The following is a 17,949-nucleotide window of genomic DNA, read 5'->3' on the forward strand; positions in this document are numbered from 1 at the left end:
CGACGATGATCCGACCAGCAGGCCGCACCGGTGCGGTGCTCGCGGCGCTGCTCGCGGTGCTGGTGCTCGCCGGCTGCGCGCGGGACGCGCGACCGGCCGGTGCCGATGTCGGAGCGACCCGGGTGGTCGAGCACGTGATGGGCAGCACCGAGGTGCCGGCCGAACCGCAGCGGGTGGTGCTGGCCTTCCCGGCGTTCCTCGACACCGCGCTGGAGGTCGGGGTGGTGCCGGTCGCCGCCCCACGATCGCGGTCCGGGTTCCCGGCCTACCTGGGTTCGGAAACGGCACAGATCGCCGACCTCGGTGCCTACGACGAGGGTGACATCGACCCCGAACGGATCGGCCAGCAGAATCCCGACCTGATCCTGTTCAACCAGTCTCCCGACCAGGAACTCGACATCGCGCGCTACGAACAGCTCAACGCGATCGCCCCGGCGGTCCCGATCGAGACCGGCCAGCAGAACTTCCGCCACGTCGCCGAGCAGGTCGCCGAGGCCCTCGGTCGCACGGACCAGCTCCGCGAGGCGGCCGCCCGCTACGAGGACCGCGTCGAACGGGTGCGGGAGGCACTCGCCGCGGTGCCCGAGGCGGACCTGCCGGTCTCGCTGGTGCGGCTGCGGGCCGATCACGTCCGGGTGATGACCGCCAACAACGACGCCGGGCAGGTGATCGCCTCCGTCGGGCTGAACCACGCTCCGCCGATCCCCGGTGCCGAACTGACCGGTGGCGCCGCCGGTACCAAGCACCTGTTCTACGAGACCAGCCTGGAGCTGCTGCCCGAGGCGCTCGGCGATTACGTCTTCGCCTACAGCAGCGAGGACGACGTGCTGGAGTCGGCGACCCGCCTCCCGGTCTGGCAGACCATCCCCGCGGTGCAGCAGGGAACGATGTTCGAGGTGGACTTCGAGGTCTGGATGCGGGGCCAGGGCTACCGCGCCACCCACGCCATGCTCGACGACCTCACGAGTGCCTACGGTGTCCAGGTCGACTGACGCCGCCCCGGCCCGCTTCACCGCGCGGGTCCGCGAGCGCACACAGGTCAGTCCGCACATGGTGCGCCTGTACTTCGACGGCCCCGGGCTCGCCGGGTTCTGTTCCACCGGCGTGCCGGACGAGCGACTGCACCTGTACCTCCCCGAGGCGCAGGCCGATCCGGAGGAGGTGATCGACCGGTTCCGGGCCAGCACGGCACGTTCGCCGGAACGGGAGCTCCCGCTGGCCCGGCGCAGCTACACGGTCCAGGACTGGGACCCGGACACCGGCGTGCTCGCCATCGACTTCGCCGAGCACCGGGGAGGCGCCGTCACCGAGTGGTTGCGGCGGGCCCGGCCGGGGGCGCCGGTCGGGTTGTCGGCGGCCAGCGGGTGGTACGCCCCGCCCGAGGGCACCACATGGCAGCTGCTCGTCTCGGACATGACCGGCCTGCCCGCGCTCGGCCGCATCCTCGACGGTCTCGGGGACGGCGCCCGGGTGCACGTGGTGACCGAGGTCCCCACCGATGACGACGATCCGGGCCTGCCCGGTGCGTCCGGCGTCACCCACCGGCGGCTGGTGGGCTCGGGCAACGGGCGGGCGCCGAGCCGGCTCACCGCGGCCGCGACGAGCTGGGAGCCACCCGACGGTCCGGGGTACGTCTGGTGCGCCGCGGAGGCCGCGACCTGCCAGGAGATCAAGGCGGCGCTGCGGGAGCACCCCGGCCAGGTCGGTGCGTCCGAGATCAGGGCCTACTGGCGGGCCGGCCGGGAACGCTGAGCGGCGCCCGGCCTTCGGTGACGAGGTCGTAACCGTTTGCGCGGACTGTTGCGCCGTGTCCGCACGATGGGGTGATGTACCGGGTCATGTCGCACGTCACCCACGCGGCCGGAGTCACCAGTCCGCCGCGCACCGATGTTCTCGCCGCCCCGCCGCCACCCGGCGTCCTGGCAGACATCGAGAACACCATCAACAGCGTCTTCGACCCGATCTCGAGCTGGTTGTCGAGCGTCGTGTTCTACGAGGTCTCGGTCTTCGGCGCCGACTTCCCGTGGATCGTCGCCTGGCTGGTGCTCGCCGGGATCATCTTCACGGTCTACTTCGGCTTCGTACAGTTCCGCAGCTTCGCGCTCGCCTTGAAGATCGTGCGGGGCAAGTACACCCGCCGGGACGAGCCGGGCGAGATCACCCACTTCCAGGCGCTGGCCTCGGCCCTGTCGGGGACGGTCGGGCTCGGCAACATCGCCGGCGTCGGTGTCGCGGTGACGATCGGTGGCGCCGGAGCGACCTTCTGGATGATCGTGGCCGGTCTGCTCAGCATGGCCACCAAGTTCGTCGAGTGCACCCTCGGCGTGAAATACCGCGAGGTGCACGCCGACGGGACCGTCTCCGGCGGCCCGATGCACTATCTGCGGATGGGCGTCGCCGAGCGGATCCCGAACGGCTTCGGACGCGTGCTGGGCCGGGTGCTCGCCGCAGGCGCCGCCGTCATGATCCTCTTCTTCGGGGTCGCCGGCGGGAACATGTTCCAGGCGAACCAGACCTTCGCCCAGCTGCGCAACGTGACGGGTGGCGAGGAGGGGATGCTGGGCACCGGCGGTGCCGCGCTCGCCTTCGGGGTGATCCTCGCACTGGTGGTCGGCGCCGTCGTGTTCGGCGGGATCAAGTCGATCGGTGCGGTGACCGGGCGGCTGGTCCCGGCGATGGCGATCATCTACGTCACCGCCTGCCTGATCGTGATCGCGGTCAACATCTCCCAGGTCCCCTCGGCCATGGGCCTGATCATCTCGGGGGCGTTCACCCCGGAGGGTGTGGCCGGTGGTGCGCTGGGCGCGCTCATCGTCGGCTTCCAGCGAGCGGCCTTCTCCAACGAGGCGGGTCTGGGGTCGTCCCCGATCGCCCACTCCGCGGTCCGCACCAAGAACCCGGCCACCGAGGGATACGTCGCGCTGATCGAGCCGTTCGTCGACACGGTGATCATCTGCACCATGACGGCGCTGACGATCGTCATCGCGGGGACGCCGTTCTGGCAGCAGGCCCAGGCGACCGCATTCGCCTCCGGCGGTGAGGACGTCGCCGACGGTGTGATCGTCACCTCCGACGCGTTCGCGACGGTGCTGCCCTGGTTCCCGTACGTGCTGGCGCTCGCGGTCCTGCTGTTCGCGCTGTCCACGATCATCACCTGGGGGTACTACGGCCAGAAGGCGTGGACCTATCTGTTCGGCAAGAACATGCTCAGCGAGCGGATCTACCAGGTGATCTTCTGCCTGTTCGTGATCGTCGGCTCGGTGCTGACGCTGGGCAGCGTGCTGGACTTCGCCGACGCGGTGCTGTTCCTGCTGGCCGTGTTCAACATCATGGGCCTCTACGTGATGGCGCCGGTGGTGAAGCGCGAGGTCGCGGAGTTCCGCAGGAAGCTGCGCAGCGGCGAGGTCACCGAGGTCGAGCCGTCCGAGCGGTCGATGCTCTAGCGGGCTGCCGGGCTCGTCACCGGTCCGGATCCGGCCGGGTGACGAGCCCGGTGACCAGGTCCGCTGCGCTCCCGGCCCGGGAGCGCAACGACCGGTCGTAGTGCCGGGTGGTCGCGATGCTGGCGTGACCGACGTCGGCCTGCACGTGCTGGATCGGCGCGCCCGCCTCCAGGGCGATCGTGACGTAGGCGTGCCGCAGTGCGTGCGGATGCACCCGCTCGGCGACCTCGGCCAGCTCGGGGCCGCCGTGCCGGGCGATCCGGCGCAGCAGTGTGTACAGGTCGTGGCGCGAGCAGCGGCCGCCGTCGCGGGTGGCCAGCATCGGCGACGCGGCGGCCCCGCCACCGCGCGCCGCCGGGAGCGGACCCCCGCCCTCGGCGTCACGCAGCCGCAGGTACCCGGTCAGAGCGTCGACGCAGGACTCACCCGGGAACACCTCGCGGACGGTGCCGCCCTTGCCGCGCACCCGCAACACCCGTTCCCCGCCGGAGACGACGAGATCGTCCCGGTCCAGTCCGGTGACCTCGGAGATCCGCAGGCCGAGGCTCAGCAGCGCGACGAACGCCACGGCCCGGGCCGCGTACAACGCGCGGTGCCGGGTCGGGTTCGGCAGCGCGGCCGCCGCGGCCCACAGCGCGCCGACCTGGGCCGGGGTCAACCGGATCGTCGGTGACGGCTCCCGCGAGCTCCCGGCCAGGCCGAGCCTGCCCCGGTGCAGCGCCGCCGGGTTGCCGTCGACGACGCCCTCCTCGGCCAGGAAGGCGTAGAACGCCGAGACCGTCGACAACATCCGGGCCCTCGTCCGCCGGCTCGCGCCTGCGGCGTCCAGGGCGTGCAGCCAGGTCGTGACGTGCGCCGCGGTCACCGCCCGCGGATCCAGCTCGTGACCCGCGCACCACCGGAAGAACGCCAGGTGGTGCAGCCGCCCACGGCGTGCGGGCGGGGGGGTCCGGCCGGCGGCGCCCGCCGGCCGCTCCGGGCCGGTACCGGTCACGGCGTCGGCCCAGGCCGGTGGGAGACCCAGCGCATAGGCGTAGGTGCGCCGGGTCCCGGCGGTGCCGTACCCGGCGAGCCAGCGGGCGACCAGCGCCCGCAGCGCGGCCGGGTCGTCCACCCCGGGCCAGTCGGCCTCGGGGACCGCGTGCGGCCCGGGCAGGGCCGGGTCGGGACGCCGGCCGAGCGCGGCGAGCACGAGTGCGGCGGGATCGTTCATCACCGGAGATCGTGCCCGACACCGCGAGCGCGGGCGGCTCCGGCGCGCGGACGCGGTCCGGACGTCGCGACGGAGCGGTGCGCGGGCCGGGCCGGACGGTCAGGGGCGGGTCGCGAGATCCAGCGCCTGGACCCGGTCGTGCAGCGCACGCACCCGGGCGGCGAGCGCGTTCGCCGCCCGCCGGTCACGCGGGTCGCGTTCGACCTCGTGCACCAGGTCCCGGTACTCGACGGCGACGGTGCTGTACTCGGCACCGAGACCGGCGTCCTCCAGCAGCGCCGTGCGCGACTCGATGGACAGCATCTCGTCGGCCATCTCGGCGACCTCGGACCGCAGCCGCTCGCCCTCCGCGGCGAGCGCGGCGGCGTCCCGGCGGCGCCTGCGACGCAGCTCCCACCATCGCCCGCCGCCCGCGACGAGGGCGACCAGCAGCACCGCGACGATGCCGATGCCCAGCCACGGCGGCCCGGGATCGGTGAGCTCGTCGACGAACTGTTCGGCGGCCTGGACGTCACCGCCGGGCAGACCGTCGACGAACTCGTCGACGTCGTCGTAGGTGTCGCTGGCGGCCGCGGTGTACTCCGGGCTGAGCACGAGCACGGTGCCGCCGCGCTCGGAGCGGACCGCGTGCGCCAGCTCGACCAGCTCGGCCTGTCCGTCGGCCCGCGGGACGACGACGACGGACAGCGCGAGATCGTGTTCCGCGGCGGCGGACTGGACGACGGCGGCGAGTTCGCTCTGGTCGCCGGGGGCGGCCACCCCGTTGTCGGCGAGATCGTCGACGATCGCGTCGACGTCCTGTGGCTGCGCGGACAGCACGGACGGCACGCCGTGCAACGGTGTCCGACCAGGCATCATGTGGTCCTCGTGACGGGTTCGTGAGCGGAGGGGGAGCCGGTGCGGGAACGGTACGTCAGGGCGCCGGACGGCATGGAATGGGTGGTCGGACGCAAGTTCCTGCTCGGCCCGCCGCGCTACCGCGGCTTCCGGTTCGGGCTGGGCGGCGGTGACCGGTACGTCGAGCCGCCGACCACCGCCACGGTCGGGGACGGTGCGGCGGAGGGCCCCGGTGCGGGCCGCCCCCGGGTGCAGCGCGACCGGCCGGCACCGGACCACACCGTCCGTCGCGAGCCGCCGGTGCGCTACCGCGACGTCGACAGCCACTGGCACCGGCCGCGCCGACGCTCGGGGCCGATCATCGTGCCGACCGGCCGTGGCAGCGGCGGCTGGGGCGGCTGGGGCGGCTCGGGCTCCGGCGGCTCGTCCGGGGGCGGCGACCGTGGCGGGATCGGTGGCGGGAACCGGGGCAGCAGCGGCGGGGGCAACCGCGGCGGTGGCGGTGGCGGCGGTGCGGGGGCGTTGCTCGCCGGGGCCGGGGGCGCCGGTGCACTGCTGATCAAGGTGCTGTGGTGGGTGCTGATCGCGGTGGCGATCGGCGCCGCGCTGTTCCTCGCGATCTTCGTCGTGATCCCCGGCATCCTGCTGGGCCTGCAGTTCCTGCTCATCGGGCTGTTGATCGCCTGGCGGGCGATGACCGGGCGGCCCTGGGTGGTGGAGGCCCGGGAGAACCGGGCGGCGCCGTTGATCCACGCCTGGGAGGTCACCGGCTGGAAGGAGAGCGGCCGGGTACGGGACGAGGTCGCCGAGGCGCTGCGGCGTGGGGACGAGCCACGCCCGGCCGGTGCCGTAGCGGTCGACGTCACCGGTTCCTGAACCGTCGGCGGTGGCGCCGGCCGACGGTCGACGACGCCGGGTTCGCCGCCGGCCCGGGCCCGTGGCCGGGTGCGACCGGCCGTCCTCGCCGACGGGAACGGCGGTCAGCGAGTGGTGGCCTGCACCGCGCCCGTGGCGGCCACGAGCAGCGCCACGTCGGCGCCGGAGCGTCGGTGGTGGCGGGCGGTGTCGGCCCGTAGCCGCTCGACGTCGAGCCCCGCCGGGACCCCGAGGCTCAGCCACCGGTCGATCAGGTCGGGCTCCATCTCCGGATGGAACTGCAGGCCCGCGCTACGGCCGACCCGGAAACCCTCGCAGCCGTCGTCGCTCTCGGCGAGGACGCTCGCGCCCGGCGGTGGCACGAGCTGCTCGCCGTTCCAGCGGAACCACGGGCCCGCCGGTACTCGGCCGGCGACCGGTCGGACGCGGTGCCAGCCGATCCGGGTCCGGCCCAGCGGACGGGTGCTGCCGCCGAGCGCCTCGGCGAGGAGCTGGGCGCCGAAGCAGATCGCGAGTACCGGCACCCCGGCGTCGTGGGCGCGCCGCAGAAAACGGGTTTCGGCCGACGCCCAGCCACGGATCCGGTCCCGCGGCCAGGGCGCGCCGAGGGTGACCACCAGGTCCCGTGGCCGCCGGTCGGGAAACGCGACGTCGACGTCCGGGGTGTCGAAGCGGTCGGCGGGCACGACCGTCTGCCACTGCGGCAGGTACCCGTGCGCGGCGAGCACCGGTCCGAGCAGACCGAGCCCGGCGACGTGGTCGTGCCCGATCACCAGTGCCGTGCGTGCCACCGCTCTCCCACCCCCTGCCGGCACCGATCATCGCAGCGGGCACCTCAGCCGGTCGCGGACCCGCTGCGGCCACCGAGATGCGCGGCGAAGTGCCGTTCGATCGCCCGGTGCAGCAGCAGCCGGTTCTCCGGGTTCGCGAAACCGTGGCCCTCGTCCTCGACGAGCAGGTACTCGACCGGGACGCCGCGTTCGCGCAGCGAGGCGACGATGTTGTCCGACTCGGCCTGGACGACGCGCACGTCGTTGGCCCCCTGGGCGACCAGCAGCGGGCTGCGGATGCGGTCGACCATGGTGATCGGGGAGCGGTCCCGCAGGTCGGCGGCCTGCTCCTCGACCTCGGGGTCACCGGCGTAGCGGTACCAGTTGTTGACGGTGAACGGCCTGGTGAACGGCGGCAGCGTCCGCAGGAAGTTCACCAGGTCGGAGACCCCCACGTAGTCGACCACGGCGGCGAAGCGGTCGGGCGTGAGGGTGGCGCCCAGGAGTGCGGCATAACCGCCGTAGGACGCCCCGTAGATGCCGATCCGCGCCGGGTCCGCGTACCCTTCCGCGACCGCCCAGTCGACGGCGTCGATCAGGTCGTCGTGCATGGCGCGGGCGAACTCGCCGATCGCGGCGGTGACGTGCCGGCGGCCGTAGCCGAGCGATCCACGGAAGTTGACCTGCAGCACCGCGTAACCCCGGTTCGCGAAGAACTGGACGGAGGACTCGTAACCCCACACGTCGGTCGCCCACGGGCCGCCGTGCACGTACAGCACCAGAGGCAGGCCGCGGGGCTCGACCCCGACCGGGAGGGTCAGGAACGCGCTCAGCGGCAACCCGTCGCGGGCCGGGAAACCGACCGGCGTCATCGGGGCGAGGACCTCGGGGCCGAGGCGCGACGGCCGGAACAGCTCGCGGCTCTCACCGGTGGAGTGGTCGTAGAACCACGTGATGCCGGGCTCACGGTCGTGCACGAACGTCGCGACCCAGCGCCGGCCGGAGTCGTCGGACGAGAGCGTGCCCAGCACGCCGTCGGAGAGCTTCTCCAGCGCGGCGTAGACGTCGGCGAAGTGCGGGTCGACGACCTCGATGTGCGGCCGGTCGGCGACGAACCGGGCGGCGAGGACCTCCCCGGTGCTCCGGCTGGTGTAGACGATCGGCGGCAGCACACCGGGCAGCATCGCGCCCATCACGTCGAGGCTGCGACCCTCGACCGCGGCGACGACGGTCTCCTCGCCGGTCTCCCGGTCGATGCGGACCAGACGCAGGTCGTCGGAGTCCTGGTAGGAGCCGATGAGCAGCCCGGCCCCGTCCGCGGTGACCTGCTGGGGATGGATGCTCATCGGGTAGTCGGCGCCCCCGAGGCTGTGCAGCAGCCGCCGCTGTCCGCTCTCGGGATCCACGGCGGAGATCTCGACCATGCCCTCCTCGGTGAGGACCGTGTGGAAGGCGGGCCTGCCCTCCCGGTCGAGGAGCAGCGAACCGGTGGGGTCGTCGGTCTCGTGCAGCACGGTCGTCTCGCCGGTCGCGACGTCGATCCGGAACGTGTCGAAGAACAGCGGACGCCGGTTCATCGCGACCAGCACACTGCCCGGTGCCGAGGGCAGCGAGTCGACGCCGGCGACCCGTGAACCGGGCTCCAGCGGGGTCAGGTCGACGGCCGGCTCGTCCGGGCGCTCCAGGTCGACCCGGTAGAGGTGCCAGTCCTCGTTGCCGTCGATGTCCTGCAGGTAGAGCAGCCACCGCGGGTCGTCGGTCCAGTGATAGGTCGTGATGCCGCGGCGGTCGTCGTGGCTGACGCAGACCGCGTCGTCGTGGGTCTCGTCGATCCCGCGCACCCAGACGTTGCGACGTCCGTGGGCCGGGGCCAGGTAGGCGATCCGGGTGCCGTCCGGGGAGATCGTCGGGAGGGCGAACGACGGGTCGGCGAAGAAGTCCTCGGCGTCGATCAGTGGAGCCGGGCCGGTCGGGATGTCGGTCATGCAGTTGCTCCGCTCGATCGTCGGCTGTTCGTCGGTCCCTATCCGACACCCGGCCGCAACGGCATGGTCAAGCTCGCCGCGCGGACGCCTGCGCGTGGACCGACGGCTCGAGCGTGCGGAGCCGTGCACCTAACCTTCGACGTTCTGTACGTAGCCGTTCGCCGCCGTCCCATGGTCGTGGCGCCGACCGAGGACCGGCGGGCGTTCGCCGGGCCGTGGCGGACCGGCTGGTGGGGCACCGCGGACCTCGCCGAGCCTGCGATCCGCTCGGGGCCGTGCACACCGCATCACCGGTCCGGCGGGCCGGCTGCGGCGGGGTGGGTGGCCGTGCGACGACGACTCGTGTGGTTCACCGGTGGCGCCGAAGCACTGCCACGTCGATCTCAGCCGTGATACCGGTCAGGCCGGGTAGTGCGTCGATCGCCTGGTCCCGCTGCCCGAGATCGAGATGGTGGGCGCCGGGCCCCATCGCTACCAGTGCTCGTGCCTCATCGTGCTTCACGGCCAGCCTCCACCGCACCGTCTCCCCGGCGATCGGGCTGAACCCGGCGAACGCACGTCGCAGCCGGTCGGCCTTGCGGGGATCGACCCCGATCATCCCGAGCCGATCACGCAGCTCCCAGAGATGTTCGGGACCCGCTGTCGCCAGGGTGACGATGCCGTCCGCGGTCAGGATCCGGTCGATCTCGGTGGTGTTGCGCGGCCCGAAGACGCTGAGCACCACTCCGGCCGTGCGCCCGGCCAGCGGCAACGGTTCCCAGACGTCGGCGGCGACGGCGGCCGCCAGCCGGTGCGTCCTGCTCGCGCGGCGCAGCGCGGCCGCGGAGAGATCCACCGTGAGACCCCACGATGCCGGGAGGGCGTCGAGGATCGGGGAGAGGTAGTGGCCGGTTCCACCCGCGAGGTCGACGACGAGCCGGGTCGTGGGTGGGGAGTGTTCGGCGACGAGCGCAGTGATCGTCGAGCGCAGCGGCTGGTAGTGACCACCGCCGAGGACGGCCTCGCGCGCAGCGACCATCGCGGCGTCGTCACCACGATGGCGTCGCCGGCCCGAGAGCAACGAGACGTATCCCTGACGGGCGATGTCGAACGAGTGCCCACGCGGGCAGCGGAGGCTACGTGCATCGCGCTGGAGCGGCGCTGCGCCGCAGTGTGGGCAGGTCAGCCGGCGGGCGACGGCGTCCAGCGCCGATCGGTCGTCGGTGACGGGGAAGGTGTCGGCCTGACGGCCGGCGGACGGGCTGTGCATGTGTGTGTCGTCCCTGGGGGTGGCGAGGGAACACGGCGGTGGCACGTCTGCACACCGAGCCCTTGTCGACACGGGTGGGAGGCCGTCGGGCCGACGACGGGCCGGACGGCGGAGTGCACCGCCTCAGGCGGTGCGGGGCCGCACGATCAGGGAATCCACAGCGGTCAGCGTACGGGAACGACGTGGCCGCGTTGCCCGGCGCCACTCCGTGGAACCGGCTATCGGAGCGACGTGGCCCGGTCGCCAGGCTCCAGCCTCCAACGAAACGATGGTTCTGCTGGGCAGTGGTTAGGTTGCAAAAACTGAAACTAGGGAATCTTGTTACTCAATACTGAACTGATAGGCTCAGCCGCGTGACCGACACCGCCGTACGCTGCGGATACAGCCGATGCCGCGCCGAGCTGCCACCTCCGGGACCGCAGGGCGGGCGGCCGCGCTCGTTCTGCCGGGACACGCGCTGGGAGGGCGGGCGCAGCTGCGCGCAGATGGCCCGCGCCGAACGCGACGCGCTCGGGACGCTCGGCCTGGACACCGGGGCGGGGGCCTTCGCCCTGGACGCGGACCGGCTCCGCGAACACGTCACCGCGGTCGCCGGGCCGGTCGCCGAGTTGGCCGCGGCACTGGAGGCCGTGCAGCAGCGGCTGGACGAGGTGCAGGCCGAGGCGCTCGCCGCCACCGAGCAGGCGAGGGTCCGGGCCGCCGAGGCCGACCGGGCCCGGCAGGAGGCGGAGGCCGCCCGCGACGACGCGCTCCGGCGGACCCGGGCTGCCGAGGCGTCCGCGGCCGACGCCCGCCGGGAACGCGGCGAGGCGGTGGCTCGCGCGGAGGAGGCAGCGGTCACCGCCCTGCAGGCGACCGAGGCGCTCGGCGCCGCGCGGCAGGAGGCCGCCGACGCGGTCGCGGCGCGGGACCGCGCGGTCGCCGACGTCGCCGCCGAACGGGAGCGCGCGCAGGCCGAGGCCGCTGCCACACAGGAGCGCGCGCAGGCCGAGGTCGCCGCCGTACGGGAGCGTGCGCGGGCCGAGGTCGCTGCCGAGCGGGAGCTCACCGATGTGGCCCGCCGGGAACGCGAGGAGGCGGTGCTCGCGGCGGCCCGGGCCGAGCGGGAGCGGGACGAAGCCGCGGGCGCGGTGGACCTACGGAGCCGCGAGCGTGATCAGGCCCTCGACGAGGTCACCGAGCTGCGCGAGAAGATCACCGTCGCGCAGGCCGAAGCGACGACGCTCCGGGAGGAGCGGGCCGGCCTGCGGTCCAGGGTGGAGGCGCTGGTCGCCGAGCGCGACACCGCGCTGGTCGAGCGGGCCCGGCTCGCGGAGACGGCGGAACGGGCGGAGCGGGAGCGGGCCGAGGCGGTCGCCGCGGAGCGGGCGGCGACGCGACGGATCCGCGAGCTGGAGGCGGTGTCCCGGCCGGAGGCGTCCGGCGGCGGGGCCCGCCTGCACCCCGAAGATCTGGCCGCTCTGGCAGAGGCTCTGCGCGGCAACTGAACCGGCCGGGCCTACTGGCCACCTGGGAAGCCGGAGAGTGAACATGCTCGTCACTCTGAAGCGGGTAGACGGTGCCGTCACCCGCCGGGGCGCGGGCATGGTCCGAACCGAAACGACGGGTGCCGCCCCGTCGCACGAGCGGTGAACCCGCTGAGCACGTCGTCGACCTCTGCCCGCGCGGTGGGCGCGTCCGCGGCGCCGGGATCGAACGGTGCGAGCGCACCCACCAGATAGCCCGCGTCACGGCCGTGCACCGTGTCCGGGACCGACGGTGTCCGCCCCGCCGCTCCGCCCAGATGTCGGATCCCGGTGACCACCATCGGCCCGACCCGAGCGGCGACACCGTCGAGTGCCGCGCCGCCGAGATCGTCGACGAGCAGGTCGTCACCGAGATAGGCGTGCGGGACCTCCGGCTCGGCGTACACGCGCGCGAAGCCGGCCGGGTCGAGCGGGCCCACCGTGTCAGCGGTGCCGGTCGGGCCGAGCGCGGCGCGCAGCGGTGCGAGCAGCACGTCGGCGCGGGCGGTGTCCCCGCACACCACGACGGCGATCCGCAACACCCGTTTCCCGCGCAACGGAGCCGGAAGGAACGGCAGGTCCGGATAGGGCACCACGGACAATCCGGAGGTGACCTCGTCGGGCAGTTCCCGGGTCCACTCGTGCCACGCGTGCAGCGCACCCGCGTCGTCCGCGGGCTCGTCGGCCGGCCCCAGCACCCGCTCCAGGCCACCGCCGGTGAGCGGCCCGGCCGGGAGCAGCCCGACCGTCACGGCGGTGACGACCTCGCCGTCGGCCGGGCCGGTGCCGCGCAACCGGGCGAACCGGGCCGGGTCCGCCCCGGCGTCGACGGTGCACGGCGTCCCGTCGGCCTCGACCAGTTCGAACCCGCGGACGTGATCCGCCGCCCAGCCGTCGGTGCGGGCGGTGAGCCCCAGCCCGCCACCGAACAGATAACCGGCGACGCCGACCGAGGGGGCGCTGCCGTTCGGGGGTCGTAGTCCGTACCGCGCGGCTGCACCGGCGACGTCCGCCCAGCGGGCACCGGCACCGACCCGTGCCACCCGGTCTACCGGATCGACGTCGATCGTGGCCATTCGGGTCGTGACCAGCAGGATGCCGCCGGTGGTCGGTGCGCGCAGCCCGTGCCCGGTGGCGTGCACGGTGACCGCGACGTGCCGCCGGGCGGCGACGGCCAGCACGGTCGCGGTCTCGGCCGTCCCGGCCGGTTCGACCACGACGGCGGGCCGGTGCGTCAGGCCGGTCTGGAACGACGCAGGTGCGCTGCCGTGGGCGACCGTGCCGGCGAGATCGTCGAGAAGGGTAGGTGTCGTCGTCACGGATCCACCGTCGATGGTCACCGGCCAGAAGTCCAAGACCCGGATCAGCTGGTCACTAGCATTCGTAGTTATGGAACTGCGTCATCTCCGGTACCTGGTCACGGTCGTCGACGAGGGCACCGTCACGGCGGCCGCCGAGAAGCTGCACGTGGCCCAGCCCGGGGTCAGCGCGCAGCTCCGCTGGTTGGAGCGTGAACTGGGGGAGCAGCTGCTCGAACGGGGACCGCGGGCCGTCGTCCCGACCGAGGCGGGCCGCGCGGTACTGCCGCACGCCCGCACGGCACTCGCCGCGGTCGAGGGAGCCCGGGACGCGGTGGCCGCCCTGCGTGGACTGCTCCGCGGGCGGGTCGCGGTCGGGATGGCCTCGTCGTTGCCCGAGACGGTGCTGGCCGCTCCGGTGGGCACCTTCGCGGCCGCTCATCCCCGGGTGGACCTCACGCTGCGCGAGGGCACCGCCGACGAGTTGGTGGGCGAGCTGCGGGCCGGACGGCTGGATCTGGCCGTACTCGGGTTCCCGCAGGCGCCACCGGACGGCCTGGACGGCCGGTTGCTGCAGGAGGAGCGCCTGGTCGCAGCCGTCGCGCAGGACGACGGGTACGCCGGCCGGGCGACCCTGACACCCGCCGAGCTGGCCACCCGTCGGTTGATCTGCCTGCCGCGCGGAAACGGTCTGCGCGCCGCGCTGGACACGGCGCTCGCCGGACACGGCGTCACCGCGCGGGTCGCGTTCGAGGCCGGTTCGATGAACCTGTTGCTGCGACTCGCCGCCGCCGGTGCCGGCGTCGCGGTCGTCCCGGAGCCCGCACTGGGCGCTCCTGCCGTGCTCGCACTGGAACGGCCGCCGGTCGCCGTCCCGCTGGAGCCCGAGGTGCGCGCCCGGCTGTATCTGGCCTGGCGGTCCGGCGGGCCCACCGGACCGGCTGCCCGCGCCCTGCTCGACGTGCTCCGCGACGGGTGAGCGTCAGGTGCGGGGGACCGACACCAGCACCCGCACCGCCTCGGCGACCGCGGCCCGGCGGGCGACCCGCACCGCGCTCGCGATCGGACGCAACGCGTCCGAGCGGGCCACCGCCGCCGACGAGGACAGCGCGCCCCCCGGCGCGTCCCCGGCCGCCGCGGACAGGATCGCGTCCACCTCGTCGGCCTGCTGCAGCACCCGTAGCGCCTGCGGCGGCATGCCGTCGGGCCACAGCGCCCGCGGCCGGCGGCGCAGCGACGCGGCGATCTCCTCGCGGACACCGGGACGGTGCCTGGCCACGCCGAGATCGGCGATCACCGAGGCGGCCTCCCGGACCTGGCCGCGCAATCCGCGCTCGGCGTCGTTCAACGGCACGTACTCGGGGACGGGGCCGCTGTCGGGGACCGCGTACACGGTCCACCGGACGACCCCGTCGGCGATCGGGGAGGGCACCAGGCCGAGCGCGGCGTCCGGGAACAGCACACCCTCGCCGGCGGCCGTCGCCTCGCGGGAGAACCGGCCCGGGCCGGGCAGCCCGCGCACGTCACCGGGCGCGGCGAGCACGAGGCGGGCCTGGCCACGCGGGGCGGCCCGGCGCACCGCGGCCAGCAGCAGCGCGACCGACGTCGGGCGCCCTCCGGGCCCCGGCAGGTCGGTCGCCGAGGCGATCCCGTCGTCGGCGGCCAGCACGTCGTGCGCCTCGGACCAGGGGGCGAGCGCGTCGAGGACGTCGTCGGACGCCGTGGCCCCGGCCAGCCAGGCCGAGGCCCACACGGCCAGGGTCGCGGAGGCACAGGTCACGGCGGACAGGCTAACCGCCGATCACGGTCCGCACACCCTGCACGTGGGTGACGCTGTGTATCTCAGTGCCTGCACGGTGTGACCACGCCCGGGTGGGCGTGTCGTGACCCGGTCACCGCGGGCCGCCGTCCGATACTCGGTGGATGAGCCGGACCCACGACTACCGGGGCATGTTCGACGCGTCGGGCACCCGGGCCGCCCGGCGCACACGGGTGCCCGAGGTGCCGGCCGAACCGGGACTCGTCGTGGAGGACCCGGTAACCGGGTTCTGCGGCGCGGTGGTCTCGATCACCGGTTCCGAGGTGACCCTGGAGGACCGGTTCGGCGGGCGGCGGGTCTTCCCGCTGCGCCCGGCGGCGTTCCTGCACGAGGGCGCACCGGCGACCCTGGTGCGGCCCGCACCCGCGGCCGCCGGGCGGACGCTGTCGGCTTCCGGTTCGGTGCACGTCGCGAACCTGAAGGCGCGCACCGCCCGGGCCGCCCGGATCTGGGTCGAGGGCCTGCACGACGCCGAGCTCGTCGAACGCGTGTGGGGGCACGACCTGCGGGTGGAGGGTGTCGTCGTCGAACCCCTGCACGGGGTCGACGACCTGGGCGCCGCCGTCCGTGCGTTCGACCCGGCGCCGCACCGGCGTCTCGGCATCCTGGTCGACCACCTCGTCGACGGATCCAAGGAGACCCGCCAGGCCCGCGACGCGTACCGGGCCACCCCGAGAGCCCAGCACGACGTGCTCGTCACCGGCCACCCGTACGTCGACGTGTGGCAGGCCGTCAAACCCTCGGTCGTCGGCATCCGGGAGTGGCCGACGATCCCGCGCGGCACCGACTGGAAGACCGGGGTCTGCGCCCGGCTCGGCTGGGGTGAGCCCGCCGACGGGGCCCGCCGGGTGATCGGCGCGGTCCGCAGCTACCGGGACCTCGAGACGCCGATGATCGGTGCCGTCGAGCGGCTCATCGACTTCGTCACCGCGGCCGCCCCCGGGGAACCGGACGACCGGGCCTGAAACCCCGCCGACACCCTGCGGCGCAATAACGATCAGGCCACCGGACGGGGTGTTCGGCGTGAATCGACGTCGTGGAATGTCCGGTTCTGGCACCCTGGGGGCATGACGGCACTGATCTGGCTGCTCATCGGGGTGGTACTGGTCGGCGCCGAGTTCGTGTCCGGCGAGCTGTTCCTGGTGATGCTCGGCGGAGGCGCACTCGCCGCGGCCGGAGGTGCCGCACTCGGACTGGACCCGGTCGGGAGCGCAGGCGTGTTCGCGGTCGTGTCCGTGCTGTTGCTACTGGCCGTGCGGCCGGTCGCGAAGCGGAAACTGCAGGAACGGATGGGCACCCTGGAGCGCCACCAGGACCGGTTCGTCGGATCGGCGGCCCAGGTCGTCGAACGGGTGGACGGCCAGCGTGGTCAGGTGCGGATCGGCAAGGAACTCTGGTCGGCCCGCTCCTTCGACGGCCAGGAGGTTCTCGAGGAGGGTGCGACCGTCACCGTCCTGCAGGTCACCGGCGCGGCCGTGCTCGTCACCGGCCGGGACGAACTGCCGGAGTCCTGATCCGCCCCGGCGGAAGGGCACCGGCGATGAGCCCCGGGGACTCCGGGGTGGACGTGAGCGCCGGTCCTCCGGCGCGCATCGAGGGGAGACCGGATGGATGCCGGTTTGATCATCGCAGCGATACTGCTGGTGCTGGTCGTGACCGTCGTCGTGAAGTCGATCGTCATCGTTCCGCAGGAGTGGGCGTACATCATCGAGCGGCTCGGGCGCTACCACAGCACCCGCGAGGGCGGCCCGGCGATCCTCGTCCCGTTCGTCGACCGGACCCGCGAGCGGGTCGACCTGCGCGAGCAGGTCGTGTCCTTCCCGCCGCAGCCGGTCATCACGCAGGACAACCTGACGGTCAACATCGACACGGTCGTCTACTTCAAGGTCAACGACGCCAAGTCCGCCGTCTACGAGATCGCGAACTACATCGCGGGCGTCGAGCAGATCACCACCACGACGCTGCGTAACGTCGTCGGCGGGATGACCCTGGAGCAGACGCTGACCTCGCGGGACCGGATCAACACGCTGCTGCGCGGCGAGCTGGACGAGGCGACCGAGCGCTGGGGGATCCGGGTCGCCCGGGTGGAGATCAAGGCGATCGACCCGCCGCCGTCGATCCAGGAGTCGATGGAACGGCAGATGAAGGCCGACCGCGAGAAGCGGGCCATGATCCTCAACGCGGAGGGCCAGCGCGAGTCGGCCATCCGCAGCGCCGAGGGCCAGAAGCAGTCGCAGATCCTCACCGCGGAGGGCGCCAAGCAGGCGGCCATCCTCGGCGCCGAGGCCGAGCGGCAGTCCGAGATCCTGCGGGCCCAGGGGCGCCGGGCCGCCCGGTACCTCGAGGCACAGGGTGAGGCGAAGGCGATCGAGAAGAAGTTCGCCGCGATCAAGGCGGGCAAGCCGACACCGGAGCTGCTCGCCTACGAGTACCTGCAGACGCTGCCGCAGATGGCGGAGGGCGAGGCCAGCAAGCTGTGGGTGGTCCCCTCCGACTTCGGCAAGGCCCTGGAGGGCTTCACCCGGATGCTCGGTGCACCCGGCGAGGACGGCGTCTTCCGCTACACCCCCAGCCCCGACGACGGCACCGTCTCCCGGCCCGCCGAGGACGACGAGTCGCTGGAGAACTGGTTCGACACCTCCACCGACCCGGAGATCGCCCGCCAGGTCGCGGAGGCCACCGCGGCCGCCCAGAAGGAGGTCCCGCCGGTGGGGGAGCGCGCCCCGGCCGGCGGTAACGGCGGCGGTGCGGCACCCGCGCAGCTGGAGGGCTCGCGGGAGGTACCGGGCCTGACCACCGACCCGCTGCCGAACGGCTCCCAGGAGCAGCGCGGCTGATCGACCGTTCGAACGGTGGGGCCGTGTCCCCGGTGCGGCCACCGGGGCCAGGTAGAGGATCTTGACGTCGTCGGGTTCGCGGCCGTGTGCGACCGCCCGCTCCCGGATGTCGTCCCG

The 17,949-nt window shown here is 73.6% G+C and carries 16 protein-coding genes; 9 read left to right on the plus strand and 7 right to left on the minus strand.

Features of this window, described 5'->3' with window-relative positions; genetic code table 11:
- The first annotated feature begins 5 nt into the window (after positions 1-5).
- The 3 genes from AB0J24_RS00935 to AB0J24_RS00945 all read left to right on the plus strand — a co-directional run bounded on the left by AB0J24_RS00935 (position 6) and on the right by AB0J24_RS00945 (position 3,443).
- Entirely contained in the window at positions 6-992 is a 987-nt protein-coding gene (locus AB0J24_RS00935) for an ABC transporter substrate-binding protein (protein ID WP_358673397.1), read from the plus strand.
- The gene (locus AB0J24_RS00940) at positions 976-1,752 is read left to right on the plus strand and encodes a siderophore-interacting protein (protein WP_358673400.1); all 777 of its coding nucleotides are present in this window, start codon (positions 976-978) and stop codon (positions 1,750-1,752) included. Before AB0J24_RS00935 ends, AB0J24_RS00940 begins: the two co-directional genes overlap by 17 nt.
- Before the next feature lie 86 nt (positions 1,753-1,838).
- Positions 1,839-3,443, plus strand: a complete 1,605-nt coding sequence (locus AB0J24_RS00945; protein WP_358674332.1) for an alanine/glycine:cation symporter family protein — start codon at positions 1,839-1,841, stop codon at positions 3,441-3,443.
- A 16-nt stretch (positions 3,444-3,459) separates the two neighbouring features.
- Here AB0J24_RS00945 and AB0J24_RS00950 read toward each other — a convergent pair whose 3' ends face one another.
- Positions 3,460-4,656 carry a tyrosine-type recombinase/integrase gene (locus tag AB0J24_RS00950; RefSeq protein WP_358673403.1) on the minus strand — a complete coding sequence of 399 codons (1,197 nt, stop codon included), beginning with the start codon at positions 4,654-4,656 and terminating at the stop codon, positions 3,460-3,462.
- Between the two features lie 99 nt (positions 4,657-4,755).
- Positions 4,756-5,484: a DUF6676 family protein gene (locus AB0J24_RS00955; protein ID WP_358673406.1), complete on the minus strand. Its 729-nt coding sequence runs from the start codon at positions 5,482-5,484 to the stop codon at positions 4,756-4,758.
- A gap of 69 nt (positions 5,485-5,553) precedes the next feature.
- Between AB0J24_RS00955 and AB0J24_RS00960 the strand changes: the two genes are divergently transcribed.
- A complete protein-coding gene (locus AB0J24_RS00960) occupies positions 5,554-6,369 on the plus strand; it encodes a hypothetical protein (protein ID WP_358673409.1) in 816 nt (271 codons plus the stop codon).
- A gap of 104 nt (positions 6,370-6,473) precedes the next feature.
- Here the strand turns inward: AB0J24_RS00960 and AB0J24_RS00965 are convergent, their stop codons facing one another.
- The 3 genes from AB0J24_RS00965 to AB0J24_RS00975 all read right to left on the minus strand — a co-directional run bounded on the left by AB0J24_RS00965 (position 6,474) and on the right by AB0J24_RS00975 (position 10,373).
- Entirely contained in the window at positions 6,474-7,160 is a 687-nt protein-coding gene (locus tag AB0J24_RS00965; RefSeq protein WP_358673412.1) for a gamma-glutamyl-gamma-aminobutyrate hydrolase family protein, read from the minus strand.
- Between the two features lie 44 nt (positions 7,161-7,204).
- Positions 7,205-9,124: a S9 family peptidase gene (locus AB0J24_RS00970; RefSeq protein ID WP_358673415.1), complete on the minus strand. Its 1,920-nt coding sequence runs from the start codon at positions 9,122-9,124 to the stop codon at positions 7,205-7,207.
- 349 nt (positions 9,125-9,473) lie between these two features.
- The gene (locus AB0J24_RS00975; protein WP_358673418.1) at positions 9,474-10,373 is read right to left on the minus strand and encodes a putative RNA methyltransferase; all 900 of its coding nucleotides are present in this window, start codon (positions 10,371-10,373) and stop codon (positions 9,474-9,476) included.
- A gap of 353 nt (positions 10,374-10,726) precedes the next feature.
- Here AB0J24_RS00975 and AB0J24_RS00980 point away from each other — a divergent pair, with 353 nt between their 5' ends.
- Positions 10,727-11,860 (plus strand): response regulator receiver protein, encoded by a 1,134-nt coding sequence (locus AB0J24_RS00980; RefSeq protein ID WP_358673421.1) that lies wholly within the window; start codon positions 10,727-10,729, stop codon positions 11,858-11,860.
- A 77-nt stretch (positions 11,861-11,937) separates the two neighbouring features.
- Here the strand turns inward: AB0J24_RS00980 and AB0J24_RS00985 are convergent, their stop codons facing one another.
- On the minus strand, positions 11,938-13,197 hold the full coding sequence (locus AB0J24_RS00985; protein ID WP_358673424.1) for an FAD-dependent oxidoreductase: 1,260 nt from the start codon (positions 13,195-13,197) through the stop codon (positions 11,938-11,940).
- A gap of 13 nt (positions 13,198-13,210) precedes the next feature.
- On the opposite strand from AB0J24_RS00985, the gene AB0J24_RS00990 reads away from it, so the two are divergent.
- Positions 13,211-14,155, plus strand: a complete 945-nt coding sequence (locus tag AB0J24_RS00990; protein ID WP_358673427.1) for a LysR family transcriptional regulator — start codon at positions 13,211-13,213, stop codon at positions 14,153-14,155.
- A gap of 3 nt (positions 14,156-14,158) precedes the next feature.
- Here AB0J24_RS00990 and AB0J24_RS00995 read toward each other — a convergent pair whose 3' ends face one another.
- Positions 14,159-14,956 (minus strand): hypothetical protein, encoded by a 798-nt coding sequence (locus AB0J24_RS00995; protein WP_358673430.1) that lies wholly within the window; start codon positions 14,954-14,956, stop codon positions 14,159-14,161.
- A gap of 143 nt (positions 14,957-15,099) precedes the next feature.
- Between AB0J24_RS00995 and AB0J24_RS01000 the strand changes: the two genes are divergently transcribed.
- The 3 genes from AB0J24_RS01000 (at position 15,100) to AB0J24_RS01010 (ending at position 17,832) form a co-directional block, all read left to right on the plus strand.
- A complete protein-coding gene (locus tag AB0J24_RS01000; RefSeq protein WP_358673432.1) occupies positions 15,100-15,960 on the plus strand; it encodes a DUF3097 domain-containing protein in 861 nt (286 codons plus the stop codon).
- A gap of 102 nt (positions 15,961-16,062) precedes the next feature.
- A complete protein-coding gene (locus tag AB0J24_RS01005) occupies positions 16,063-16,509 on the plus strand; it encodes an NfeD family protein (protein WP_358673435.1) in 447 nt (148 codons plus the stop codon).
- Between the two features lie 93 nt (positions 16,510-16,602).
- Complete coding sequence (locus AB0J24_RS01010) at positions 16,603-17,832, plus strand: SPFH domain-containing protein (RefSeq protein WP_358673438.1); 1,230 nt, start codon at positions 16,603-16,605, stop codon at positions 17,830-17,832.
- Positions 17,833-17,949: the final 117 nt, after the last annotated feature.

Origin of the sequence: Pseudonocardia sp. NPDC049635, from assembly GCF_040659795.1 — a bacterium.
Lineage (GTDB): Bacteria > Actinomycetota > Actinomycetes > Mycobacteriales > Pseudonocardiaceae > Pseudonocardia.

Bases quoted from the DNA above. Each gene is read 5' to 3' on its own strand.
- AB0J24_RS00990 (WP_358673427.1), top strand. From the start codon at position 13,211: ATGGTCACCGGCCAGAAGTCCAAGACCCGGATCAGCTGGTCACTAGCA.
- AB0J24_RS00935 (WP_358673397.1), top strand. From the start codon at position 6: ATGATCCGACCAGCAGGCCGCACCGGTGCGGTGCTCGCGGCGCTGCTC.
- AB0J24_RS00970 (WP_358673415.1), bottom strand. From the start codon at position 9,124: ATGACCGACATCCCGACCGGCCCGGCTCCACTGATCGACGCCGAGGAC.
- AB0J24_RS01005 (WP_358673435.1), top strand. From the start codon at position 16,063: ATGACGGCACTGATCTGGCTGCTCATCGGGGTGGTACTGGTCGGCGCC.
- AB0J24_RS00945 (WP_358674332.1), top strand. From the start codon at position 1,839: ATGTCGCACGTCACCCACGCGGCCGGAGTCACCAGTCCGCCGCGCACC.
- AB0J24_RS01010 (WP_358673438.1), top strand. From the start codon at position 16,603: ATGGATGCCGGTTTGATCATCGCAGCGATACTGCTGGTGCTGGTCGTG.
- AB0J24_RS01000 (WP_358673432.1), top strand. From the start codon at position 15,100: ATGAGCCGGACCCACGACTACCGGGGCATGTTCGACGCGTCGGGCACC.
- AB0J24_RS00950 (WP_358673403.1), bottom strand. From the start codon at position 4,656: ATGAACGATCCCGCCGCACTCGTGCTCGCCGCGCTCGGCCGGCGTCCC.
- AB0J24_RS00975 (WP_358673418.1), bottom strand. From the start codon at position 10,373: ATGCACAGCCCGTCCGCCGGCCGTCAGGCCGACACCTTCCCCGTCACC.